Origin of the sequence: Paraglaciecola sp. L3A3, from assembly GCF_009796765.1 — a bacterium.
In the GTDB taxonomy this organism is placed as follows: Bacteria; Pseudomonadota; Gammaproteobacteria; order Enterobacterales; family Alteromonadaceae; genus Paraglaciecola.
This window is the reverse complement of record NZ_CP047023.1, coordinates 1,116,973-1,143,015: the sequence shown is the minus strand read 5'-3', so window position 1 is coordinate 1,143,015 and position 26,043 is coordinate 1,116,973. Positions and strand designations below refer to the sequence as shown.

The following is a 26,043-nucleotide window of genomic DNA, read 5'->3' as shown; positions in this document are numbered from 1 at the left end:
TTAACCTAATCTCGATATCTAAACATTAGGTGACCTTTTATGCGCCCCACTTGCAGTTCTTCAACTAATTTATAGTTGCCATCTTCAAAAAAAGATAAACATTTAGGTAAAGTGACAAACATACCAACACCTTCACTTTCTGGATCTTCAAGCATAATACTATCAATAGCGCCCATCAAGACATGACCTAAGCCATGAGCTTGTTGATCTGGGTGAACACCAATTAATGACAACATATGATAACGTTCGGCAGGTATATGTAGTTTAACCTTTGTTTCTTTATCAACCATTTGTTTAGTACCTAAAAAACCAGCGGTTAACAGCATTTTAAGACGCCAATGCCAAAATCTATTCGGACTTAGCGCAGCATCCGGACTCATAACACAAGCTACAGCCAATAATCTATCACCGTCAAATAAACCAATCATAGGCTGCTTAGCTTGCCAAAAAGCATTTAGCTCTTCACGGATAGCAGACCGAAGGCGTGATTCGTATCCTTCTTTTTCGTATTGAAAGATATCAACAAATAAAGGATCGTCATGATAAGCAAGATACAAAATTGATGCGGCAATTTTTAGATCTTCCGCAGCCAAATACACAGCTTTAATTTCTGAAGGATCAGCCAAACATTCATCATGTAACTCAGTCATATATTTTTACTCACTTAGATTTTAACTACACTGTACCTTATGATAAATCACTTGTTAATCTTGAATTGAATGAAAGACCATTAAATGTTGTTTTTTTGTTAAAAAACTATTGTAAGATAAAAGTAGAGTCGTCAACAAAGCTTGGTAAACTTAGCTAACTTAAAAATTTGAATCCCCCCAAGATATGAGCAACTTAGATTACATATTTAACCTTTGTTTGGAACTGAAAAAAAGTGGAAAGACACCTTCAGTAGCCTTAGTCAGAAACCTAGCTAATAAACCATTATCCATCCCTGAAGTTATAAAAGGTTTACAACGCTGGAAGTCAAGTCCAAGCAAAGAGAAAAAAGATATTCTGCCAACTGAACTCGCCCCACAAAGCGAAAAATCTTTAGAACAGAGAGTTGAAGAGTTAGAACGCCAATTAGCCTCCGTTATGCAACAACTAGCAAATCTGCAGCGTCAATAATCTGGATAACTAAATAATAGCCTTGTTAACAAAAACCATGACTATTCACTAGCTGGCAAATCAGGTTCAAGTGATTGAATAAATTCAGCTAAGCTTGGTGCAAGAATATTATTTGATTTCAGTCCTACTTGTTCGAGTAATACTTCGCCCGTTGCATTATTTAACGTTAAAATAAAATCTTCTTCATCTGTGACCGCAAAAAACAAAGTTTCTGCTTGTTTTAGGCGACGTTTCATTAAAATGTGCCCTACCAAATTTTGCTGTAAGCGTTCAAAGTCTTCTAGATTCCATGCTTGCAGCAATTGTAATGCGCCTTTAGCGGATTGAGCATTTAAGTTATCACTCCAATATCTGCCATAAAAAAGTTTTAAGTCAGAATGAATGGTTAATTCTAATGCTTTTTCTAAACCAGAAAAATCAGCTTTATCACTGCGTAACTTAGGCTGCCAACAGACTTCGTGTACACTATCATCTGCAACGACACAGCACTCTGAAGGCCAAGCGGGGTCATATTCAACCGTTAAAGCGTTAGCACTTTTTTCGGCGGCAGAAACATAGTTATTGATAAATTGGTCTAATGCTTTAACTACATCCTGATCCATGAAGTTACTCTTTTCTAAAATGAATTTGCGGGTAATGTACCATTATGAGTAAAAAATGAAATACCTAGCCTATTGACACAAGATGTCATAGGGTAAACTGTCAACTAGTAGAAAATATTGGAATAAATTTAACGTGAGCGAAAAAATAGAAACTGTCACTTCACTTGCAGAGTTGGGCTTGGGTAAAGCAACTGAGTATAAAGAAATCTATTCACCTTCTTTATTACAGGCTGTGCCAAGAAGTATGAATAGACAAGAAATTAAACTTGAAAACAATCATTTACCTTTTACTGGTTGTGACCGCTGGAATGGCTATGAGTTATCTTGGTTAAACGCCAAAGGCAAACCACAAGTGGCTATTTTACGCTGTGAAATTCCCGCATCTTCGACCAATTTAGTAGAATCAAAATCATTCAAACTATATCTAAATAGTTTTAATCAAAGCAAAATATCTAGCGTTGATGAAGTTAAATCTTTACTGATTAAAGATTTATCGGTCTGTGCTGGGGAAACAGTTAAAGTAGAATTATTTTCTGCAAAAGATTTTAATACACTACATATTGGTCAATTTGATGGTCTATCTATCGATAGTTTAGATATTGAAATAGATAACTATTCGTTAACCCCTGCCATTCTTAGTACAGAAAATATAGACAGCGAAGAAACATTAACCAGTGATTTACTGAAATCGAACTGCCTGATCACTAATCAACCTGACTGGGGGAGTGTGTTAATTCGTTATCAAGGAAAAAAAATCAACCATGAGAGTTTACTTCGATATTTAATATCTTTTAGGCAGCACAATGAATTCCATGAACAATGTGTTGAACGAATTTTTTGCGACATCATGCAATATTGTAAACCCAACAAATTAACCGTTTATGCTCGTTATACTCGTAGAGGCGGATTAGATATTAATCCATTCAGAAGTAACTTTGAAAATATCTATTCTGAAACTAGACTCGCGAGACAATAAGGTTTGCCTTATTGTTGTATTTTAATCCGCTCTCATCTGACAAGCCAAAAAGAAGGTCAATAAATCTATGCAGAACATTCAGCTTAATCCTGTAGGAACAATGAATCAGCTCTCTCAATTGGAAGTAGATTTACTCAATCAATCTGCCAATGGTGAACTTTATAAATTGTTTCGAAACTGTTGTTTAGCTGTTTTATATAGTGGTGCTGAGATCGACAATAGTGAAAGCATTTTTGCTCCACACCGTGATTTCAACATTAATCTAATTATTCGTGAACGGGGAGTGAAGATTGAATTACTTAACCCACCCGACATCGCATTTGTTGATGGAGAACTGATCCAAGGGGTACATGAACATTTATTTTCTGCATTACGAGACTTACTGTACACGGGAGCTAAGTATTCTGCTCAATCCTTAAATTTCCCCTCAGATTCAAATTTTATCACCCATAGTGTGTTTGATATGTTACGTCACGCACAAGCTATTACATGTAGCGCAGAACTTAATATGGTGGTCTGCTGGGGCGGCCATTCCATTGGCACAGTTGAATATCAATACACTAAAGAAGTAGGCTACCAATTAGGTTTACGCAGACTAAACATTTGTACCGGTTGCGGGCCTGGAGCCATGAAAGGGCCAATGAAAGGGGCGACTATTGGTCATGCAAAACAAAGATACAAAATAGGTCGCTACTTAGGCTTAACTGAACCAGGCATTATTGCTGCCGAACCACCTAACGCGATAGTAAATGAATTAGTTATCATGCCTGACATCGAGAAACGTCTTGAAGCATTTATTCGACTATCTCATGCCATAGTGATTTTTCCTGGTGGAGCTGGAACAGCTGAAGAATTATTGTATTTAATAGGCATAATGTTAGATGAACAAAATGCTAAACAAGTGTTACCTATCATTCTAACGGGCCCAGAACAAAGTAAAGAATACTTTGAGTCAATCGACAATTTTATTGGCGCAACTTTAGGTCCTGAAGCGCAAAGTTTATATGAGATAGTTGTAGGCGATGCAAATAAAGTAGCCCGTATTATTAAGCAAAAACAAAAAAACATCCGTCACTATAGAAAAGAAGTCGGCGATTCTTATGACTTTAATTGGTCATTAAAAATCGGCCCTCAATTTCAGACACCATTTACTCCTAGTCATGAAAATATGGCCAAACTCAATTTACATTTTGAGCAACCTAAAACAGAATTAGCGGCTGCATTACGTCAAGTTTTCTCTGGCATAGTGGCTGGAAATGTAAAAGCGGAGAGTGTTAAAGAAATTGAAGAAAAAGGGCCGTTCCAGTTAACTGGCGAGCCTAAATTAATGGATATGATGGACAAGTTACTAGAGTCTTTTGTACAACAACAAAGAATGAAGTTACCAGGCAGTAATTATGTACCTTGTTATCAAATCAAAAAATAATAAAAATGGATAAAGTACTGCGAATTTCGGCTAACTTACCTATATTTCACGTTCAATTCACAGTAATCAAACTGAGAATTTTATATGATACAAATGGTTTATTGGTAGATACAAATTAATGAATAAAAACATAATTTTATGGCTAAGTGTAGGCGTGTTTTCGTACGCCATTTTTGCCATCGCAGTACTTAATTTTTATCCCGACACCCCGCACGATATGGGCTGGAAAGATCGTCAAGAATACAATCAAATTCAAATATCTAAAATTGAACTGGGTACCACTAAAAAAATGATATTAGAATTGTTAGGCTCGCCTGACATAACAGAAGCCAAACGTGCTAATAACACCCAATGGCAGATTATGTTTTATCGGACTCGCTACATCGAAGATGATGGCATGACTACCCAGGACGAATGCACACCTCTATTATTCGAAAATAACAAACTTGTTGCCTTGGGTAATCAAGCGTATCAAGTCTTTATCGATGGATAAATTTGAGCCCTTTTATGTCTAGCGAAATTATCAAACAACACTATATTTCCCTAGCTAAATTAGTAAATGCGTATGACACAACAGCTTTTACCCAAGCTCACCTAAAGGCTACGTATTCATTATGTGTCAAGTTATACCAAGCTGCGAAACTGTCTCCAGATCTTGTATTTTCTCAATCTCAACTATATAAAAGCCAATTATCTTATTGCGATAACCTCATATTTAACGCAGCTGTCTACACATGTTTAATGGGAGTACGTAACCGCTTAGATGCATCTATAACTATACAACTAATGTCTGCCAGTATTAGTCTATTAGCTAGCCAACAAGATAGTATCCGTGACTTTTACTTAAGCACTGTTGAAGATAATATTTCACCGCCCAACAAAATCAAAAATAGCAAAAGTATTAAACAATTACTCAACAAGAATAGTCAACACATCTGGTTATCTAGTATCGCTATATTTCCTCACATGCATGTCGTAAAACCATCCAAACTATCGCAATTTACGATTATGCAGAGCATCAATTACATAGCCATCAAATTAGCACTGTTATGCACGCCTAATAAAAAATTTAAACCTATAAAATTTGCTATGGCTTTTAAACAAATTTGTTTACTCTGTCCTGATAGTTGGTATAAAAATTTAACGCCATTAATGGTCTACCCTACCCTGTCACCACCAGGTAGTTTTATCAAACAAAGCCAAGGTGATTTATTTATCATTTTATCTGTAAGCCAATCCGGGGTTGTCACTAAACCGATAAACGAGACTCGCTCTAAAGCTCAAATACAGGTCATAGAAGTACCTAATTTATCTCGGAGTTATGCAAACCAAGCGCTCAACAACTTAAAAAAGTTGGATCTATGGTGGAATGGCAAACTAGAACATTTTTATACGGAAAATCCATATATTCAAGCTGTTAGTCCTTTTGAAAAACATTTACCTATGAAAGTAGCGCCATCGTCTTTATTGGTGATCCAAGATCAATTAAATAATATAGACACCGATATTTCTGTCATCACTAAAGCGATAGAACAAGAGCCCGCATATATCCAACAATTACAATTAAAAGCAAGCAGTCAAAATAGAAAAAACCAAAACATAGATTCTACCCAGCTTGGTTTAGCGATGCTTGGCTACGAACGTACTAGTTATTTGTTATTAGAATACTCTTTGCTTTTACGACTTACTCAGGATTATTTCCCATTACAAAAGTCTTTTTTAGCTTTCACTCATTTATGTGCTGAAATTGCAGAAAAAGTGGCTCTCAAGGCCAAAGCTAAAAACATACCAACGGGAGTGGCCAGCAGTGCCGTATATTTTTTACTATCAAGGTTATTCACTCTACCTTCAATTAGAAAGTTAACTAACTGGCCACTCGGACAAAAACAACATTATAAATTAGTCAGTTTAATCGATGTAAAAGACAACCAAACGCTTAAAAATGACGGGGTAACTCTTGCACAAGCATGGCAACAAAATAAATTAATTATCAATAGTCTTAAACTATTTGATGCACCACAATTAGCTAACAGTAAAATATTAGAAAAACAGCTTGGTTATATATTGGGATTGAGTCTGGCAATCAGTAAAAACAGGTACTTTACTAATATACAAACCTGTACTGAAACTGAGCAATACATAGAATTGGCAAAACTAGAACTTGGCTTAAAAACCGGTGATATTAATAATATCTGTGAACTCAGCATCAATAATACCTCCACCTTTTCACCACTCTATTCGTAACTTTCTGACGATAATTTATTACTTTTCTTTACCAAATAAAAAGTCTGAACTACATTTATTTCGATGTAATTGCATCACAATGGAATCTATCAGAAGGAATTAAGTTATGAAAAAACACATCCATATAATTTTACTTTCCGTAGTATTGCTCGGCTTATCTAGCACTCAGGCCATTGCTGAACCAGCAAAAACCAAAGTTTCATCAAGCCAAATGCAATCAAATAAAATTAACTTGAACACTGCGTCATTAGAACAGTTGGTCACGTTACCTGGGGTAGGAAAGAAAAAAGCCGCTGCTATTATCGACTACCGTAAAAAAAATGGTAATTTTAAGTCGATAGATGATTTAGCCAATGTAAAAGGTGTGGGTAAAAAAATGATTAATAAATTTAGAAATCTATTAACTTTAGGTTAGCTAAATCGGAAGTACCTAGAACAATAGGTACTTCCGGCATCTTGCAAACTAAGGGCTATAACTAGAGTTTTAAACCTTGTAAAAACGATTTAAATTCTGCGCCTAATTCTGGGTGACGTAATGCATATTCTACATTAGCGGTCATATAACCTAACTTACTACCACAATCATGGCTGCTGCCCTTCATGTAATAAGCATCAACTTGTTCCATATTCATCAAAGACGCGATGGCATCAGTCAGTTGAACTTCGTCACCAGCTCCAGGAGGAGTGAACTCTAATAAGTCCCAGATTTTTTCAGAAAGCACATAACGGCCAACAACAGCAAGATCAGATGGAGCTTCCTCTATAGCAGGCTTTTCAACCATACCGTAAATTTTGCCCGACTCGCCAGATTTAATATCTAAACCTTCTAAGTCAACCACACCATACTTATTCACTTCTTCATGCGGCACACTTTCAACCATAATCTGGCTTACTCGACTGGTATTATATTTAGATACCATATCTGCCAAGTTATCTTTTTTCAGATTACTGGTGTATTCATCAATAATGACATCAGGTAACACAACTGCAAAAGGTTCATCACCAACCATAGGACGTGCACACAAGACTGCGTGACCTAATCCTTTAGCTACGCCTTGACGGACATGCATAATAGTCACATCTTTAGGTATAATGGCTTGTACAGCTTCTAGAAGTTGACGCTTAACCCTTTTTTCTAGGGTGGCTTCTAGTTCAAAACTTGTATCAAAATGGTTTTCGATGCTGTTTTTACTAGCATGTGTAACCAAAATAATTTCTTTGATCCCTGCCTGTACACATTCACTAACTACATATTGAATAAGTGGCTTGTCTACTACAGGTAACATCTCTTTTGGAATTGCCTTAGTGGCTGGCAACATTCTGGTTCCCAAACCTGCAACTGGTATCACTGCTTTTTTTACTTGTCCCATTTTACTGCTCCTTAACCGATAAACCTCTACCAATTGCGTAATAGTGCAATCCGTATTCCATCATTAATTTAGGCTCAAATAAATTACGCCCATCAAATAATAATGGATAAGTCAGTTTCTCTTTAATTAGTTCAAAATCTGGTGCTCTGAAAGCTTGCCATTCTGTGCATATCACTAAGAAATCAGCACCTTCAAGTGCGGCTTCTTTAGTCCCCATCAACGACAACTCATCGCGAGAACCATAAATTCGTTGGGTTTCTTCCATCGCTTCTGGATCATAGGCTTTTACTTTGGCGCCTGCTTCCCATAAAGCTTCCATTAACACTCGGCTTGAGGACTCACGCATATCATCTGTATTGGGTTTAAATGAAAGTCCCCATAGCGCAACCGTCTTGCCTTTTAAGTCGCCAGAAAAATGACGAGAAATATAAGAAAATAATTTTTCTTTTTGTTTGTAGTTAACCGCTTCGACTGACTCAAGAATTTGTGCTGTGTAACCAGCTTGGCTTGCACTACGAGCGAGCGCTTGCACATCTTTAGGGAAACACGAACCGCCATAGCCACAACCAGGATAGATAAATTGATACCCAATACGAGGATCTGAACCAATACCACGACGAACATTTTCGATATCAGCACCGAATACTTCTGCCAAGTTAGACATTTCGTTCATAAAGCTGATTTTAGTCGCCAACATACAGTTAGCTGCATACTTGGTTAGCTCAGCACTGCGAATATCCATCACAATTATTTTGTCATGGTTACGATTGAAAGGAGAATACAGCTCACGCAGTTTTTTCTCTGCACTTTCACTGTCGGTACCTAAAATAATACGGTCTGGACGCATACAGTCATTAACCGCCGCCCCTTCTTTTAGAAATTCAGGGTTAGATACCACATCATAAGTAAGTGATTTATTATGTTTAGCTAGGGTTTCAGCTACCTTGGCACTCACTTTATCCGCCGTACCCACAGGCACAGTAGACTTATTAATAATAATTTTATGAGACTGCATGTGATCCGCAACTGTTTCAGCTACAGCCAACACATACTTAAGATCCGCAGAACCATCTTCATCAGGAGGCGTTCCAACAGCGATAAAAATAACTTCTCCGTGCTCAATGCCGTATGCCGCATCAGTAGTAAAATCCACTCTTCCAGCTTCATAGTTAGAGGTAACCAAAGGCGTTAAGCCAGGTTCATAGATAGGAATATGTCCTTCTTTTAATCTATCAACTTTATTTTGATCAACATCAACACAAACTACATCATGACCCACTTCAGCCATAACAGCGGCTTGCACTAAACCAACATAACCAATTCCAAATACCGTTACTTTCATTTAACTAAAATTCCTTAATAAATTCTTGGTCTAACATTCTTTATGCCATGAAAACGCTTAATAAGAGCAAAAACCACCTATAAACACAAGCCCTGACTCAAATAAATGCCCTACTCTGCGCGGATTATAAAGTAGTCAGCAGATAAATTCATTATTTCATATGAATATGACAAAATTCTATTAGCGAGAGCTATAAGAATCGACCTTTGAGGTAGACTGACTTACTAGTAAAAGCTGCTCTACGGTAATTTATCCTATTTAAACTTTCAGGTCTGATGAAAAATTAATCGTTAATCAGAAAAGTAGATTCAATTGAGGTTAAAGACGAGGCCATAATTGATGGTGAATGTGTAGCTAACCTGAATACTGGATAAGCCGAACCTCTCGATAACGCTCTTTTTGTGCCTAGCGGCGTTGGATTGTCTAGCAATAACACGTTATTACGTAAGGCAATCCGCCTTGCTATACACGAAAAATTTCGTCACCGAGTAAGCATTTAGGTGAAGTGAATTGGGTGCATTTTATTAAGTTCTTAAATTATAATAATAAATTAAGATTGGACGATACTTCTTATCTAGGACTCAGGTTAGCTATTCTGACAAGCGATAAAATTATCATCCTTTACTACAGTATCTAATTTAGAAAAGTATTAATAATTAGGAGCAGATAAGACAACTTCTTCTAATTTTGTTAGAAACAAAAAACGTTACCAATTTTCATGGAATGACCCATCACGCTTTAGTAGCCCATCAATAACCCCACAGCACATAAATTTTATACGCATCAGCCTATTAGTTTGCAAAAAGGCGTTAGCAAAAAAGCGGATTGGCATGCACATAAGGTTTCGAGATTTCCAATACCATGGCACATAACCTCTGCGACTTAAAATCAATATATTGCGAAATTGATAATATAGACGAATAGGCGAGCCTACTTTATAAGTTACCCCAGCAAATTTATGCCGAGCATCTCCCAGTTGATGAACCATTTCTACTTTTTCAGCGATAGCAACCAACTGATTAAGCTGCTTAGCTCGCCAGCACCACTCATGGTCAACGCCATCTATAAATAATGATTCATCTTTAAAACCAATCCTGTCTAACTTAGACAGATCAATCATCATTCCAGAGGAAATAATTTGTGTGACACAAACTAAATCTTCATAAACTGAAATTTCTCGCTGTACACGAGGTTTCACTGTTTTATCTGTAAATGAGCAAATAATTCTAGGCCCAATTGCAACCAAGGGTCTTTTCTCAATACGAGAAGCTACCATTAAAGACGATAAGCGAAAGGCAAAATCATCATCTATTGAACTATCTTGATCAAGTAAAATACCGTATTCGCAATCAGCTGCTTTTAAATCTCTAAGTCCAATATTGTGGGCGGCAGCAATACCAATATTGTTTGGAAAATGATGGTAATGCAACTTGTCATGAACTAGAGAAAGTTCGGTAGGCACCGGCGAGTTATCAACAATACTCAGCACATCAACTTGCTCTAAAACACTTAATATTAAAGGTAAAGTTTGAGTCAACTCAGGTTTGTATAAAATTATAGTCGCGCCGATCAATCGTGAATTACGCCTTTGTTCAAAAAATATCGATCTACTTTATACGCTATTTTAACTATACGTGCTGGCATTAATCTTAGTGTTAATACTACAAAAGCATAAAAAACATTACCTAGACTGTAGCGTTTTAGCACTCTCATTGCGTAAAAACGAGCTTTAAATTCATTAATAGATTTACTTAAGCCACGCCTTTTGTAGAAATCATTGACTCGTCTAAATTTGAGTAATTTATCACTTAAATTGGCAAATTTAAAACCGGCTGCAGCTAGGTCAACCCAGAAGAAATAATCCTGAGTATTCATAAAATTTTCCCTATAACGAAAACCTTTTTCAAAAACACTCATGCGTATAGCGACTGTTGGGTGATTTATCGAACATCGTTTTGGTAAAAACCTCATGATTTCACTATGTTTTTTAGGCAGTTTTCTTTGACCAACTTTTTCACCTAATTCATTGACCTCTGTCAACCCGCTACCCAAAATAGAAATTTTTGCATGTTTTTGTAAAAAATGAATCTGCTTTTCCAGTCTGTTAGGTTCGGAGATGTCATCGGCATCCATGCGAAAAAAATATTTAGCAGACTTAAAATTTGCAAGCGTCCAATCAACAACATAGTTCATACAGACACTTAATCCCCGATTAGCATCATTTTTAATCAATAAGATATTATCTGTCTTCTTTGATATATCAACTAGGAAGGTCAGTATTTCATCCGAAACATCACCATCGATAACAATTGCGATAACATGTTTTTTATAAGTTTGGTAAACCAAACTATTCACGGCTTGCTCAACCCACAAAGGTTTATCGCCAATATAAACCCCCATGGCGACAACAGCATCAACTGATGGTTGTATGTGAACCTCAGACATGAGTGTAAATTGATTTATCAAATTAAGTGAAACCTTGTTGAATAATTAACAGAACTGAAAAACCTAGAGCCATCAAAAAAGCGCTGCAGTATAGCAACTTTTTCACTGTCCTCCCAAGTACTACATTTATATAGGCAATAATTATAATGATTAAGTAGAATTACACTCTATCTGAATCAGCATCTATTGATATGAGTTGATCCCCACTCAGAAATAAAATCAAATATGCACAAACTATTCTTTAATTCTCCCCAAATATTACAGTGAGTATTTATCCATCACTACTTTAAACCTTTTTACTGCTTCTAACTTCTTCGACTCTCCTTTATTAATTTTACTCATGTAATAAGTTAAATATCTATTTAAGTCCTGCTTAACCGATGCTAGATATTTATTTTGCTCAAAGAGTTCAATACTCAAATGATGAGTTCTTTCCAAGAATGTTAATAAAGATTGTGTATCTAAGATACTTAACGCTGAACCATGAGCCGCTTTTTTACTATTATCAGGAAAGAATAAAGACGGAAGAGTCTCAACTTCAGCCATAAAAGTTAAAAATTTCACTCTAGGACTAAGAATGGAATGAAAGACTTCAGGACATAATCTTCGCCGACATAAAACAGAAATATGGGCATTCACATGTCCGAATAGTTCTAAAATGTGTAACGCTGCACCTTCTGCAAAAATAATTTCCTGTGCACCCTTATACATATTTAGCTGCGTTAAAATAGAGTGTTGTTCTGGATAAAAAATGTGAAATCCATTTTTTATAAGAAAGTCCTCTATATAACACTCTCCGGCGAAGGCACCACGAAGTGCAAAATACTTACGACTAACATACACTTTTTTATATAAACGTTGCTTTATCGAATTTACATTTTTAGCTTCACATCTATCCAAAAAGTTAAGGTAAGTTTTTGAAACGGGTTGTTTCGCTCTAAAAAAACTGGCTTGTTGAGGAACTATTAATTTTTCATAGGTTTTCGGTGAAAACACACATCGAATTTTATGCTTAGGGATCCCAAGGTAATTTAAAACCTCTAAATACACAGGAGGTAAATGATATATTTTACTATAAAAAAAGGAAAATGATGGGTTAACTTGAGGCGTAAATAATACTTTATCAATTTTCACCCCTAATTGGCTTTCCGCATAATCTAAAGCCCAGCATCGATGGATACATTCAGCTAAAAAATGCCCAAAATTGTTGAAAATAGGACCACCATACAGAAAAGTACCTTTTAAGCTTAAATAACACCTACTTTTTGAGGAGATAAAACCTAAATCAGTCACCAAATCTAAAGACTGTTGCTTCTTGTTGACTGCAGCACCACGGTACTGGTGAAACTTCAATTCCATACTTGAATGCATAACTCCGCCCTTTATCTCATCAGGCTTACTTCCAAGCATCATTGGAATGACAGTCGCATACTTAAGCTCACAAATACTCGCAGATAACATCATATCTACATTTTCTTTATCGATATAATCGAAAGTTGTTTTCATCGAACAATATAACCTACTCTTTGATAGAAAAATTTTCGCGCTTTAAGGTTAAATTAGGATTATAGGCAGGATCATGGGCAATATAGTCTGACCACTTTTTTTGGATATATGTTAATTCTTGTTCAAACCTTTCTCTTTTTATGTGTGTATCATCAAGTCCTCGGGAAACAGATTCATGATGATATAATATAGCTTCAGCGCAATATAAATTTCTACGGCCAAGTTGTAAAACTCGCAAACAAAAATCCACATCATTAAAAGCCACAGCAAGATCATTTTCATTTAGTCCTCCGACAGCAAGATAATCGGATTTTTTAACCAATAAGCAAGCGGCTGTTACCACACTGAAATTATGTGTGGCGACTAAACGATTTAAATATCCTGTGTGGTACCGAGGAAAATACTTATGTGCATGTCCAGCACCACCTCCGTACCCCATTATAACACCAGCATGTTGAATCCGATTATCAGGATACATCAATTTCGCGCCTACACATCCAATATCGTCCCGTACCACATTGCCTACCATGTAGGTCAACCATTCAGGGGTTACTACCTCAATATCATTATTGACCAGCCCAATGACGTCTCCTTTTGCATGCTGAGCCGCAAAATTATTTATCGCTGAATAATTAAACGAATGAGGATAAGATAAGATTCTAATTTTCGGATGTTTACCCATATAACTGAAGTAGGCAATGGCTTCTGGGTCGTCAGAATTATTATCAATCAATAAAATCTCATAATTAACGTAGGTAGTGTTATCTAATATTGACTCAATACAAGTTTTTACTAATGATTTGGCATTTTTCGTTGGTATAATCAAAGAGATTAAAGGTAAAACATTTTTGTTCCAACCTAATTTAACAACGCTTTTTTCCACCCCTTTTTTTATGGTAAACCGATCAAAATCCAACACTTGTAAACACTTAAACCAATCAGGTGAATACACCGTATTTTGATGAACCAAAGTAAAAGGTAAATGAACCATTTTAAAGTCTGTATCGGTTAAATAAAGAGAAGCCAACCACAATGACAAAGCACCATCTAACTCTATATGGTTTATAAAATTAATAAAATTCTCAACAAGATTTTGTCCAGAAACAAATAACCCGGTCTTAATATATCCACTAGACAACTGCAGATCAGGATTCCAGTCAGGATAAAACTCAGCTTTATGTCGTTGCCCTTTTGCATCCAAATAATCACAATCACAATAAAATACCGATTCCTGGAAATTATTTTTAAATGAATAATGTTGAAACGCTGCAATAGCGTTCAGATGTAAAACATCGCCACTTCTAATAACTAATAGTGAATAAGAATTTTTTTTCCCGACTAGGTTTATATTTTCTATTTTAATTTTAAAATCAGAAATTTTAGCTGTCTTTTCTAAATGCAAGATAGAAGAGCTTTCTCCAACAAGATAAATAGTGTTAATCAAATTTACCTTGTCGAGACTCAGAATACTCTTTAAGTCACGTTCCATATCCCCAGATAAAATGATAACAATATTGACAAGTTCATTACCTTTTCCGGTGAATTTTTGCAGCTCTGTAGTTTGCAAGCTTATATTTTTGACATATAACTTTTGCAATTTATCTGGCGATGGGAAACCGTAAAATAACCCAGAACGTTGTAAACTTTTACTATATAGATTGTGAAGCCATAATTGTTTTCTCATCCTAACTTTAATACCGGTAGGAAATAAGCCAACAATAAACTTAACGAAGCGCATAAAATGTAAGCGAAAATATTTATTATTTATTAGAATTGCTCCTATCTTGAAAATATTTGAAGTTCAGATATTGCATCAGCGTCTAAAATGATTAACTTTACGTTTTAACAAATTTAAAGCACTTTTCACTTTCATTCGAAACAAAGAAACTATAAATAAAAATTTATATTTTTGCTCATAAGAACTAACAAACAGTTCGTAAAACCTATCGTCCTTTGTCTTTTTTATCTTCCCTACATGTCGTGTCAACAGATAATAGTCAACCTTGAGTGTTTCTTGAAGAAAGTGACACACAGATAGAAAAGCATCTTGTGTTAACTCTTGTTTTAAATAAGGGGTCGGCGAGGCATCTTGCATATCTTCTACTAAAGGCAGTAAATCATTAGTCTTCAACTCTAAAGCGTATCTCTCAATCAACTGAGAATAATAACGACTGTCCTCTATATATTGTTGAGTCGGAATAAGTGAATAGCGACTACATCCCTCATTATAAGCTTGCAACGTTCTATCAACTATAACTTGGTATTGTTCTAACTCAAATTGGTTGAACCAACGTTTAAATTCTAGCGCTTCAAATTGATAAGAGTTGTTAACAAATGGCAAATCAACATCCAAATTAATCCCAAGCAGACTCAGTACATCACTCACTATATTAGCATTTTCAAAATATTGTTTGCCATATAAACGAATAGTTAAATCATCCCCACTATTGGCTTCAACATAACTTACAAGCCTATCCATATATGGAAGGCGCTGACTTCGACCAGCATTTAATACTCGCTGTTGAAAATGGCGCTTAACAGATTGATTATAGCTCGACTCTTTGATTTCCATCGGGTTTCTGATATATGCAATAAACTTAGCTTTAGGGATGTATTTCTTAAGCTCAAGCATTCCTCTAAAAAAAAATTCAGATGAAAGGAGAAGCGTGTGGTATTGGCTATTTTCAAATTTTTCTATTAACGAATTTAACTTTTCCAAGTTTAACTCGATCTTCTTCTCACTGTTAATATCGTATATAGTGCGGACGTTTCCAGAACTCACACCATTTTGATCAACCTCATGACTAGGGTAAAAAACGCCCAGATTCTGGAGCTCTCTCACATTTTCACTAAACCACTTTTGTACTGCTGACGTTCCTGTTTTTGGCGGCCCGACATGAATGAATATATTTTTTTCCAAGATATTTCTCTAATAAAAATGCGTTTAGAATTAAAATCAACCACTTGCGCCTTACACTATTAACTTAGCTAAAGTTAGGGCAATAGTTATTGCAGATGCAAAGTATAACGACTAAGCATATAGCTCTATATGCTTATCAACTATCCCCTTAATGCTCAACGGCGTTTCGATAGAATTAACTAAACGTTTTCTTATCAGAGGGTTTTTAATAGCAAATATAATTGTTTGAGACAAATCTACAACACTCCTAGCTTGGAAATGTAAACCATCTTTACCATGAGTAACTTTTTCAGCCATTCCCCCAATATTACTTGCAATGACGGGCACTTTTTGCTGAAACGCTTCTTGAATAACCATTGGCGAGTTTTCCCACCAATTAGATGGCACCACAACCCAATCGACTTTAGATAAAAGCAGAGGCAACTCAGATTGCTCGTATGGACCTTGATTGAAAACAATGTCACTAAGCTCGTCCAGTAACTGGCTAATTTTGTCTTGAAAAACACTAGATTGTAATGTCAAATTTGCGCCGTGAATTTCAAGTGTCATATTCTCTTTGACACTTAACGGCAATAAGTTTACTGCTTGAAGCAGCAACTCAATTCCTTTATTAGGATTAAGTTGACCAAAAAATGCAAACCTCACCTTTTTTGAATCTTCTTTAAAAGAGGGCTCTATGTTGGAACTCACTGGTTGTCCGTTTTCAATAACACAAATTCTACTTTCCTCGATCCCCCATTCCACATAACGAGCTTTGAGGAAATAAGAAGGCGAAATAAATGTGTGAACGTTTTCGAAAAGCCGCTTTATATACTTCTCTCGAAGAAAAAAATCTGCGGGACTCTTCTCAACAAAACAATCGGCACAGTTTCTTGGACTAGATTGATAACACAAGTCACCGTTAGTTTTTACCATCAGTCCTTTATTATGACAAATAGCTAAGTACTCATGCAAAGTTAAGATAATCTTGGCATCGGGGAGTGTTCTCTTAATCTCCTCGATTATTTCAATTCCTAATGTTACATAATGGTGTAAATGAATAACGTTTGGTTTTAACATTTTCAGCATATCTCGAAACTCTTTCCATAAGCTTCTAGAAACAAAGTTCGAAAATAGGAAACCATCTTCAATCTTAGTATGAAATAATATTTCTCGAGCGCCATTATGGCCAGAAAAAGAAGTCCCACCATGCGGAGGTTTCGGGCTTTGGGCTAAATAAAAAACATCCTCACCTCTGGCGTATAGTTCCTTGTACATATTATACGAAGCCACCTCAGCACCACCTTTTTTAATATCAGGATGCCCGTGGGAAATAATTAATATACGCTTACCCAGTAACGAACTCATTGCATCACCTGGTCAATAAGATTTTTCCATTTTGTTTCTTGATAAACACCATTGGCCATCGATAACTTCCATTTCCAATTAGCATGAGATACTAAATCCTGAGACAATCTTTCTAAATGATAGAGCTGCACTTTGCCTGAACAAAAAATGCTGCCACCAGCATTCATCACTTTCAAACATAAATCAGAATCCTCAAAATCGCCTAGAATATGCATTTCATCGAAGCCTTCTAGTTGTTTAAATAGTTCTGTATCCATAAGCAAGCAAGCCCCTGTAATTGCTTGAACAGAAAATATACTATCACTATTGATTAAATCTATGTGAAAGCCTTTAAGTGGATGATGATTCATTCTGATACCAGGATGATTGGTATCATCTTGGAAACACATTCCCATATGTTGAACAGTATCGTCTTCATATAATAATGTTGCCCCTAAAATACTCATCGGAGGTAATGTCTCAAACTGTTCTAATAATATAGGAAGCCACTCTTTAGTTTTTGGGATGATGTCAGAATTAAGAAACAAAGTTAGTGGCGCGGAGACATATTTGAAACCTAAATTGTTCGCTCCGGCAAAGCCTCTGTTATTCGCTGAAATAATCAATTTAAATGGAAAACGAAACGTTTCGTATAAACCATTTGCACTCACCCTAACCTGTTGTTCTAGCCTTGGGTCATCAAGTACATATATGACTTCAACACTTTGCATTCCTACATCACTTGAGAACTGGGCTATCTGGTGCTGCATAAAATCAAATCTTCCATAAAGAGGTATTACTACACTCACTTTAGGGCTTGGAGCTAATATGCCAAACTGAAGCTGCTGCACATCCCCATATGATGCTTGCCTTCTTTTCCAAATTTTATGGATTGAAGGTAATACACTTTGTTTAAGGACACCTAAAAAACTACCTTGTGTACTATCAACACGATTTAATATGTTACTAATTTTTTGAATATCTTTATCTTTGATCCTAGAGGGTTGCACTGTAACTCCTTCAACATTAACACCAATATGAGAATTGGTAGATGACAAAATTGACTCAATATTGTCTGAACAGGAGGGTACTTTGCTCTTAATAGCCGCAATATTATCTACCACCTCATATCTTAATTTATTAAAGAAATGTTTTCGATTACCCCAAACAATATGTAATTCATTTAAGCTAGCTAGACATTCTTCTATTGATAATAAAAATCCAAAGCAGGAGTTTTCCGAGCTCAAATCATAGTGAGTGGCTACATCTTCCCTCTCGAACCTATAAATTTCAGACTCTAATTTATTCGTGCCATTTGATACAACGATATCTAAACTGGCATCATGTACTTTATTTAACACCCAGCCAACAACAACTAATCGATTACTTTGAAAAAAAACAAAATCAACGCACAAAATAGTATTTCTTTGCGAAAAACGCCTAAGAAGCGGCATAATTTTTTCAAGCATCACTGCATTCATTAACGTTTAACTCAAAACATCGGAAATAAAATTCTGATATTTTTTATTGATTGATAACGCAGGGCCCATTTCACCACTTTGTAATTTGGGAAATAAGATTAATTCCGAAATGCCTAAACTATGCAGCACTTCAATAGGTACAGTTATGGCGAAACCAAACTTACGATCATCAAAACCAAGTAAACTTGCAATATCAGGCCTTAACACACTTTCACCTGTTACCAAGTACTGCTCTCCTTTCGCTCCTTCCAAAGCAAAATGACAAATTGGTAAGGTATTCATCTCGGCGCACCACCCATCGATTCTAATGTTCTCACCAACACAAACAATTTGATCGATACTGCCACGAAAACGGTGATCAGCTACGTTATGAAGTTTTCGAACAATATCTTTCTGATTAAAATCGGCGTTAGGTGTTAGCACTGAAAAAGAATCTTTCATTTCATGAAAATAAGGCCACTCAATACCCAAGGACGCAAACTTTTCAGACAACACATTGATATAGAAATGAGGAACTGACAGAACGTTTTTCAAATATTGTTTTTCAGACAATAAGAAATATTTAACAAGATGTTCGCCAGCGCCCTTGTAATTTGACAAGTAATCTTTATCAAAACTTTTCACTCTCAACGCTAATTTATTCCGTGCGTATTCGCGGGCAATGGCAAACGGTTTGTAATGAAAATGAAACTGTACTAAGTTGGTTTTCACTTCTTTTTCTGAGTTTTTGGTTTTCCCCCAATGAAACCCTACGTCCATTGACTTAAATGTTCCTTTCATAAAGAAGCACTTTCTATTTTCAAAGCGATGAAACCACTGTTCACTAATAGGGGAATTAAAAAACTGGGCATCAATTAACAGAATGTCTTCAGATCCTGCATGACGCTTGATTTCATCACAGATATCTGTCGCTTCACAGGAAATAGCCCCATTGCTAAGTCGAACCGCTAAAAACTCATCACAATCTAAAGGTATAAAGCAATCATAGTGATGACTTGTTTCAAGCATTTTAATTCTGTCACCAAGGATAGTACCTTTGCTCTCAAAATCTTGTTTGCTTAAATACTCCCATATAACTCTTATGCCCTGACTTTCCCAATGGCGCAAAATTTCAATCGTCTGCTTATCGTCACTGCCATTGTCAAATATGTATAAGTTATCTATTCCAAATAAGTCCGCATGATAAATAATCCACTTTTCCAATAATTCGGTTTCATTTTTCTGCATCATTAAAGCAGCTAATTTCAATTTAACTTCATTCATGTTATTACTTTTCTTATAAAGGTTATTACTTTCACCAAGATGTACCTGGGGCATATACAGTAGCGATGTCATATCCTTCGGCTTTGACAACAGTAGGAATCAGTCTTTCAATAGCATGCATATAAGACCCATCATATGGCAAAGGCTCAGGCTGAACAAAAGGGCTGAAATCGAGCATAAATAATCGAGACAATGCTTGTGGCCTTGCCCAAAACATGGTGCCTAAAGGAAAGTTTGCAGCATGCTCCAGATGTTTTAAATCCATCGCGTCACACAACTCATTAGCAAAACGTTTGTTGTCACCCATACCTACATTGTGATGATCTGCGGCAAAAACTAGTCCGCAATTTTCATCTTCGAATAATGATAAAACTTCATTCGTATGCCCTTTGTCCCCAACTAAATTATCTAAAAGGTAATTTAGCCATCGGTCACCGAACCCTGGATCATTATCAACGGATTTTTTACTGTGGAAATGCCCAATAACATCATAGTCATTTTCGTTAAACAGCTGTTCTCGTAACGTACTGAAACACGGTATAATATCACGACCGACATTGGGAGTATAAACCACTTCAATTTTATTAAACTTGCAATTGGAAAATACTGTTTCAACGTTTTTTATGGATTCTTGATGACAAATAGTGATATATAGATCGAAATGCTCTGGCAGAGCCGAAAACTTATCAATAAAGTACGGATGCATATCTTCGTAATATAGATGGAGATGAATTGCACCTCGTAACTTACATTCTGAATCAAGCCCCTGAATTACTCTGTTGTGATGTGTCTCCAATTGTCCTTTCGAAATTGCTGAAGCCAAAGGCACACCAAAATAATCGTCCGGATTATCATGCAACCAAACCGCTGAATGAAAATTAGGGGCGGGATTTGAAACATGGATCCCTTTCATAGAACATTTAATATAGTGATCTAGGGCTCTCTGGTGAGAATCTAATATTGCGAAATACTGATAATCAAACGCTTTAACATCATTTATTTTATTTTCATATAAATCACGTTGTTCTACTATATTTTTAGCATTTTCAATTTCAGCTAATATGAAATCAGCATAAATGTTGAAGTCTAGCTTGTTTTTTACCAAAGCTTGATTAACCGATTTCGCTACTTGATGCTCTGACGTTTTACCGTTCGCATAGGTTGCTATTTTTTGAGCCATAGCATATGTGTCACCATACTCACAAATAGACGAACTTGATTCGTTAATAGCTAAAAACTCAGCACACCCTGTGCTATTTTCAAAACAAGCAACATGAACCCCAGCAGCCAGTGCATCAATAACCACATTAGGAAACGGATCCATTCTTGATGTCAACAAAAACACATCAGTAATCGATAACAAATTCCCAAGTGTTCTTTGGTGCTCCAAAAAGTAAAAACAATCTTCTAGACCAGATTCGATAATTTGACGGTTCAGCCACACTGAATACGTCAAATCGTGGTTAGGGTCAAAACCATCACCAGCCCAAACAAACTTATATTTACCTGGTTGCTTCTTATTTAGATAGCTCGCTGTTGAAATAAACCAATCTGTCCCTTTGCGTATTTGCACATACCCAGCACCGACAATCATGGTTTGATCATCAGTAACATCAAATTTTTGTTTTAGTTCATCTGCACTGAGGTTTTGACCATACATAGTCGGAATGTACGGTAACAACCCTTGAGGTTGTATCACAATATTATTCGGTACGGTTTTTAAGCCAAAACATGTTTCAATTTCATGCACAATAGAATTCTTTATAATAGAAGCTGGCACGACCGCCCTGTCTGCAAAACAAATTGCATTACTCACTTTACCTTTAGGCAGAGTATAGTCAGAAAACTCATGAATAAGTGATACTGTTGGTATTTTCAGCTCACTAAAAACATCAAGAACTTCAATCGTTTCTACCGAGTTACATACTGCCGCTGAAATTGGATACAGGGCATCTACCGCTTGAATTATTTCTTTGAGAAAAAAACGGGGTAACTCTACCAAATCTGTTAAGACCGCGAAGCTGCTAGACAGAAAATCCTCGTGGAGCCCCTTCTTGCGGATAACAAATTGAATAACATTATGCGAGCTAGCAAATGAATTACCCAAATTCAAACCGACTAGAGGAGCCCCTGTAGCAGATGACTCATGATTGACGATAACAATAGTTTTCTTATCCGGATCATAGGTTTGATGTCCAAACTCTCTATATACGTCTAAATCGAGGAAGCCTTTTCTGCCTTCATTAGAGCCGCTCGTGACAAAGTGAAACAGGGGGTTCATATCGATAGCTTTGATATCTGGGTAATTCTTTAAATAAAATCCAGTATCAAAAAAGCCATCTATTTGTAAGTCTTCGTATCGCCAGCAGTCGACATAATAATCAACTGGGTCAACGTCTAATACCAACTCAGCACCATATTTTTGCCTAAGGGTGCTCCAATTTATTTGTTGCGCTTTGAGTGTATCTATTTCAAATTGTCTATGACTCGATTCTTTTTTGGCTACCCGTTTCTCTTTCAAACCATACTTTATGAAATGAACCAGTGGATTAACGCCGGCAGCCTCAACATCTTTATTACTTTCAACATAAATAGTGGAGTCGAAGTAACCTTTAATCACCACTGAACGATCGTTCCACTCCTTTGTGGCGCAAATAATGCGGTCTAATTGGTCTTTTTCGCCATTTTTATCAATAAAGTGAGCCCAAGGTATTTGCGCCGTATAAATTGTAAAAAAATCTTCGAGTTCTTGGCGACTAAATGAAAAGCTCTTATCGCCACTATTGGCACACGAATCAAGCAGCTTTTTTCCGTTTTTATTAAACAGAGAAGGCACATGTGTTTTATTTTTATTACTCTTTTGAGTGATATAATGGACAAGCGGGTGCAAATTCTTTTGAAACACATCGTCATTCAATGCAATATATTCAGCGGTTTTAAAAAAACCTGGTATTAAGATATTCTCGGTTCTGCCATGTTTAACCAAATGAAATACGGGATCAACATCGCCTTGCAAGCCGTTCAGTTTTTTGTATTTTTTCCAATTAACCTTAGTCGAACGAATAACTCCATATTCATTCAGTTCTTGTTTATTTAATTTAAACATTGTGTCTTCACTATTTTTTTCTTTTTTCAAAACACTTTACTCTTAAATATCATTGTCAGAAGCCGCTTCTTCGCATTCAAGATCAACAAGACGTGATGATGAATTTTTGTTATCTGGTAATGGTTTCGGTGGCACAGAAGGCTTTGGTTTTTTAATCACCGCAGCATCAAGTTCACAATTTGCAATCAACGCTCCCATAACGGCCTCAATAGCTTCCACACTTACATCTCTTCGATTTGCTTCAAAGAAAGATTCTGGCGCTTGAGGACCAGTAACAATTTCGTAAGCCGGAAAATAAAAAACAAAGGGTAATAAATTCACAACTTCTTCTGCTGCGACCCTTAATACTGATTTACTATAAACAGTAGCTGACACTACGTGTTTAGCCGTAGCCGTAGCAACCAAAGGGACAGGAGAAACAGTTAAAATTACCTTTAGGTTTGGGTTAATAGTTCTCAACAATGAAAAAGCGTCTATTAAATCTTGTGATATTTCAGCCACACTAAAGTTTTTAAAAGAATGTTTGTCTTGATCATACTTACCAGCAATTGTTCCAGGACAAGCAGGAAAAACAGATCCGTCAATTGAAGAAACCCAAGCTTCGGTTAAGCCTAGAGTAAATACAAACACATCCATCTCTTTAAAAGCAGAAATCACGCTCTCTAGATACTGAGCATTCAATTTATCAAACTCAAAGTCATTGCTGGCATTAAAACGTAACCCTGGTCTAAAAGGATCAACAACTTGATGGTCAATATACCAACGATCCTCATTAGGCTGAAATAGTCCTAATGCACGTTGAATTAATTGTAATAAATGCCTTGCCGTATAAATATTGCCATAAGCGGCTGAAAAAGTGTGATAATTAAAATTCTCTTCATATATCCCCTTAAGCCCTTCAGGAACAACTGTTTTACGAACATAATTAAAGCCAGCGCTTTCTAAATATGGAATTATATTCCCAGCAAAGCAACTACCTGCGGAAGCAAAACTATCTCCAGCACTGAGCAATGGAGAATGAGAGACCAAATCATTCAGGTGACAACCGTCTGCGACAGCTCTTTTCCAAAAAGCCTTGTCTGCTAGTTTTTTATATGGATGTGGCATTATGATGCTCCTCCTTTAAAGACCGTATTTGCGAGGTGTTTGATAACTGCATTTCCAAAATTAGCGTTAGCATGGGTAACGTCGTTAGCCCAAAATTCTTTTCGTAGGCCTCCCAGATCCGATTGTAGAGCTACAGGCATCGATAAATATTTCACACCATTAGCTTTGGCTTCACTAACTAAAAGTTCCTGTACCAATTTCCATAACTTCAAACGGAAAGCCAAGGATGAGATTGCTAGAGAATCTATATCAATTCCCAATTGAGCGGCAAGATCAGTGAAGTGTTTTGACGATTTAATAAAGGGTAATATAAAATCACCATCACCTTTGGGGCGAGGCGTTTCTAGAAGAATGATATCTCTAGGTGAGCCTTTTTTTAGGATTGCGATGGCTTTTGCCAAGCCGCCTAAAGAGGGTTGAAAGTGCTCAACCAAAACACGTTTAGGAATAATAGTTTTATTTACCATTAAAGGATTGCAGTCTTTAGCATTCAGCACAAAATCGAAAGTCTCTTCATTAGAAAAAATAAAACCTGAATTGTGCTGATTACCAGCCCATGAAATCACTACACATCGATTTTTTGCATGTTTAGCGACAAACTCCCAATAAGCATCATCTCTAGAGCCATTCCAAGCTCCCATCACGCCATAAACACCTGGCACATCATTTTGAATGGCTTCTAACCTCATGGCACCAGACGGATTGACTCCCATGCAAAAACAGTGAGAATGCCCAGTAATTATCATTTCCATCTTCGTGTCCTTATTAATCTCATTTAGCTTTGTACTAAATTTTTTAATGATTTTCTTCATCATTCCGATGTTTATTATCCATTTTAAAAGCTAAAGTTTTGATCAAAATCTCATCTATACTTTTAGTTACTTTCCAATTTAAATCTGAAAACAATTTACTACAGTCTAATACTGCGAATTCAGGGTCAACAAAACGCCTAGGTAAGAATTCTTTTACTGCCGTTTTACCTACAATTTTTTCAATTTTAGATACCAAATCCAGGGTCGATGTTGCTTGACCAGATCCGACATTCCATGTTTTAAAACTAAAGTCAGAATTAGCAACAAGTAAGATAAGCTGCGCAAGTTCATCTGCATCAATATAATCTCTGCATTCTTTACCGTTACCGAAAATAGTAACAGGCTTGTTGCTATTTAATGCTTGAAAAACAACGTTTACCAATCCTTGGCGTAAACCAGTCTGCCAACGGCCAACGGGATTAGCTACTCTAAGTGCAGCAACTTTTGTTCCTTTAGTGCGATGAAGGTAGGCCAAACTCTCTTCAACCATTAACTTACCGTAACCATAAGGACTCACAGGGCGACAAACCTCACTTTCTGTAACAAGCTCTTTATACTCGTTACCATATATCTGCCCACCACTAGAGAGATAAATTACCTTCAAGTCAGGATTAAACTCAGTGAGACGATCAATAAATTGAATTGCAGGTTCCACACCTTCAGTTATTTCTCTTAGAAAAGAACCTGTACTAGGTATGGAAGACGAAGCTAAATATATAACTGAACTATGGTTTTTAGCTAACTCCGACATAGATTTATCATCCAGTGTGTTATCCAGCACATATGGATATGAAGTCCACTTCATGTCAGGGTCTTTTCTAGATACAACAGTGAAAGAATCTTGTCTGTCGATAATTGCCTCAATGAGGTGCTTACCTATAAAACCAAACCCCCCGACCAACAAATACGACATAACTATCCCTTGCGACATACTAAAAATAATCAACTATTCTAACAAAGCCTCCTTAAGTCAAACAAGGAAAAACATTTTTTATCGA

Annotated in this window: 22 protein-coding genes; 6 read left to right on the top strand and 16 right to left on the bottom strand. The window is 36.3% G+C overall.

Features of this window, described 5'->3' with window-relative positions; genetic code table 11:
- Positions 1 to 5: 5 nt before the first annotated feature.
- Positions 6 to 650 (bottom strand): GNAT family N-acetyltransferase, encoded by a 645-nt coding sequence (locus GQR87_RS04725; protein WP_158967056.1) that lies wholly within the window; start codon positions 648 to 650, stop codon positions 6 to 8.
- 184 nt (positions 651 to 834) lie between these two features.
- Between GQR87_RS04725 and GQR87_RS04720 the strand changes: the two genes are divergently transcribed.
- Complete coding sequence (locus tag GQR87_RS04720) at positions 835 to 1,119, top strand: hypothetical protein (protein ID WP_158967054.1); 285 nt, start codon at positions 835 to 837, stop codon at positions 1,117 to 1,119.
- A 41-nt stretch (positions 1,120 to 1,160) separates the two neighbouring features.
- On the opposite strand, the gene syd is transcribed toward GQR87_RS04720, so the two are convergent.
- Positions 1,161 to 1,721 carry a SecY-interacting protein gene (gene syd, locus GQR87_RS04715; protein WP_158967052.1) on the bottom strand — a complete coding sequence of 187 codons (561 nt, stop codon included), beginning with the start codon at positions 1,719 to 1,721 and terminating at the stop codon, positions 1,161 to 1,163.
- 133 nt (positions 1,722 to 1,854) lie between these two features.
- On the opposite strand from syd, the gene queF reads away from it, so the two are divergent.
- From queF to GQR87_RS04690, 5 genes are all read left to right on the top strand, one after another.
- The gene (queF, locus tag GQR87_RS04710; RefSeq protein ID WP_158967050.1) at positions 1,855 to 2,697 is read left to right on the top strand and encodes an NADPH-dependent 7-cyano-7-deazaguanine reductase QueF; all 843 of its coding nucleotides are present in this window, start codon (positions 1,855 to 1,857) and stop codon (positions 2,695 to 2,697) included.
- 67 nt (positions 2,698 to 2,764) lie between these two features.
- On the top strand, positions 2,765 to 4,123 hold the full coding sequence (gene ppnN, locus GQR87_RS04705; protein WP_158967048.1) for a nucleotide 5'-monophosphate nucleosidase PpnN: 1,359 nt from the start codon (positions 2,765 to 2,767) through the stop codon (positions 4,121 to 4,123).
- Between the two features lie 118 nt (positions 4,124 to 4,241).
- Positions 4,242 to 4,616, top strand: a complete 375-nt coding sequence (locus tag GQR87_RS04700) for a DUF3192 domain-containing protein (protein ID WP_158967046.1) — start codon at positions 4,242 to 4,244, stop codon at positions 4,614 to 4,616.
- Positions 4,617 to 4,630: 14 nt separating this feature from the next.
- A complete protein-coding gene (locus tag GQR87_RS22140) occupies positions 4,631 to 6,367 on the top strand; it encodes a hypothetical protein (RefSeq protein WP_199271689.1) in 1,737 nt (578 codons plus the stop codon).
- Positions 6,368 to 6,473: 106 nt separating this feature from the next.
- Positions 6,474 to 6,782 carry a ComEA family DNA-binding protein gene (locus tag GQR87_RS04690; protein WP_158967044.1) on the top strand — a complete coding sequence of 103 codons (309 nt, stop codon included), beginning with the start codon at positions 6,474 to 6,476 and terminating at the stop codon, positions 6,780 to 6,782.
- A gap of 61 nt (positions 6,783 to 6,843) precedes the next feature.
- Here the strand turns inward: GQR87_RS04690 and galU are convergent, their stop codons facing one another.
- The 14 genes from galU to GQR87_RS04620 all read right to left on the bottom strand — a co-directional run bounded on the left by galU (position 6,844) and on the right by GQR87_RS04620 (position 25,958).
- On the bottom strand, positions 6,844 to 7,737 hold the full coding sequence (gene galU / locus GQR87_RS04685) for a UTP--glucose-1-phosphate uridylyltransferase GalU (RefSeq protein ID WP_158967042.1): 894 nt from the start codon (positions 7,735 to 7,737) through the stop codon (positions 6,844 to 6,846).
- Between the two features lies 1 nt (position 7,738).
- Positions 7,739 to 9,079, bottom strand: coding sequence for a UDP-glucose/GDP-mannose dehydrogenase family protein (locus tag GQR87_RS04680; protein ID WP_158967040.1), 1,341 nt, complete (start codon positions 9,077 to 9,079; stop codon positions 7,739 to 7,741).
- Positions 9,080 to 9,785: 706 nt separating this feature from the next.
- Positions 9,786 to 10,652: a glycosyltransferase family 2 protein gene (locus GQR87_RS04675; RefSeq protein WP_158967038.1), complete on the bottom strand. Its 867-nt coding sequence runs from the start codon at positions 10,650 to 10,652 to the stop codon at positions 9,786 to 9,788.
- Entirely contained in the window at positions 10,649 to 11,545 is an 897-nt protein-coding gene (locus GQR87_RS04670; protein WP_158967036.1) for a glycosyltransferase, read from the bottom strand. Before GQR87_RS04670 ends, GQR87_RS04675 begins: the two co-directional genes overlap by 4 nt.
- A gap of 237 nt (positions 11,546 to 11,782) precedes the next feature.
- Positions 11,783 to 13,030, bottom strand: coding sequence for a DUF563 domain-containing protein (locus tag GQR87_RS04665; RefSeq protein ID WP_158967034.1), 1,248 nt, complete (start codon positions 13,028 to 13,030; stop codon positions 11,783 to 11,785).
- 13 nt (positions 13,031 to 13,043) lie between these two features.
- Positions 13,044 to 14,714 (bottom strand): glycosyltransferase, encoded by a 1,671-nt coding sequence (locus GQR87_RS04660; RefSeq protein WP_233267399.1) that lies wholly within the window; start codon positions 14,712 to 14,714, stop codon positions 13,044 to 13,046.
- Between the two features lie 129 nt (positions 14,715 to 14,843).
- Complete coding sequence (locus GQR87_RS04655) at positions 14,844 to 15,950, bottom strand: hypothetical protein (protein WP_158967030.1); 1,107 nt, start codon at positions 15,948 to 15,950, stop codon at positions 14,844 to 14,846.
- A gap of 111 nt (positions 15,951 to 16,061) precedes the next feature.
- Positions 16,062 to 17,297: a glycosyltransferase family 4 protein gene (locus GQR87_RS04650; protein WP_158967028.1), complete on the bottom strand. Its 1,236-nt coding sequence runs from the start codon at positions 17,295 to 17,297 to the stop codon at positions 16,062 to 16,064.
- Entirely contained in the window at positions 17,294 to 18,745 is a 1,452-nt protein-coding gene (locus tag GQR87_RS04645; protein WP_158967026.1) for a glycosyltransferase family 2 protein, read from the bottom strand. The genes GQR87_RS04650 and GQR87_RS04645 overlap by 4 nt, the downstream gene beginning before the upstream one ends.
- A gap of 18 nt (positions 18,746 to 18,763) precedes the next feature.
- Positions 18,764 to 20,020 carry a glycosyltransferase family 2 protein gene (locus tag GQR87_RS04640; protein WP_158967024.1) on the bottom strand — a complete coding sequence of 419 codons (1,257 nt, stop codon included), beginning with the start codon at positions 20,018 to 20,020 and terminating at the stop codon, positions 18,764 to 18,766.
- Between the two features lie 31 nt (positions 20,021 to 20,051).
- Positions 20,052 to 23,156, bottom strand: coding sequence for a rhamnan synthesis F family protein (locus tag GQR87_RS04635; RefSeq protein WP_158967022.1), 3,105 nt, complete (start codon positions 23,154 to 23,156; stop codon positions 20,052 to 20,054).
- A gap of 12 nt (positions 23,157 to 23,168) precedes the next feature.
- Entirely contained in the window at positions 23,169 to 24,233 is a 1,065-nt protein-coding gene (locus tag GQR87_RS04630) for a GSCFA domain-containing protein (RefSeq protein WP_158967020.1), read from the bottom strand.
- Positions 24,233 to 25,048: a hypothetical protein gene (locus GQR87_RS04625; protein WP_158967018.1), complete on the bottom strand. Its 816-nt coding sequence runs from the start codon at positions 25,046 to 25,048 to the stop codon at positions 24,233 to 24,235. Before GQR87_RS04625 ends, GQR87_RS04630 begins: the two co-directional genes overlap by 1 nt.
- The gene (locus tag GQR87_RS04620; protein ID WP_158967016.1) at positions 25,029 to 25,958 is read right to left on the bottom strand and encodes an NAD-dependent epimerase/dehydratase family protein; all 930 of its coding nucleotides are present in this window, start codon (positions 25,956 to 25,958) and stop codon (positions 25,029 to 25,031) included. The genes GQR87_RS04625 and GQR87_RS04620 overlap by 20 nt, the downstream gene beginning before the upstream one ends.
- Positions 25,959 to 26,043 lie beyond the last annotated feature (85 nt).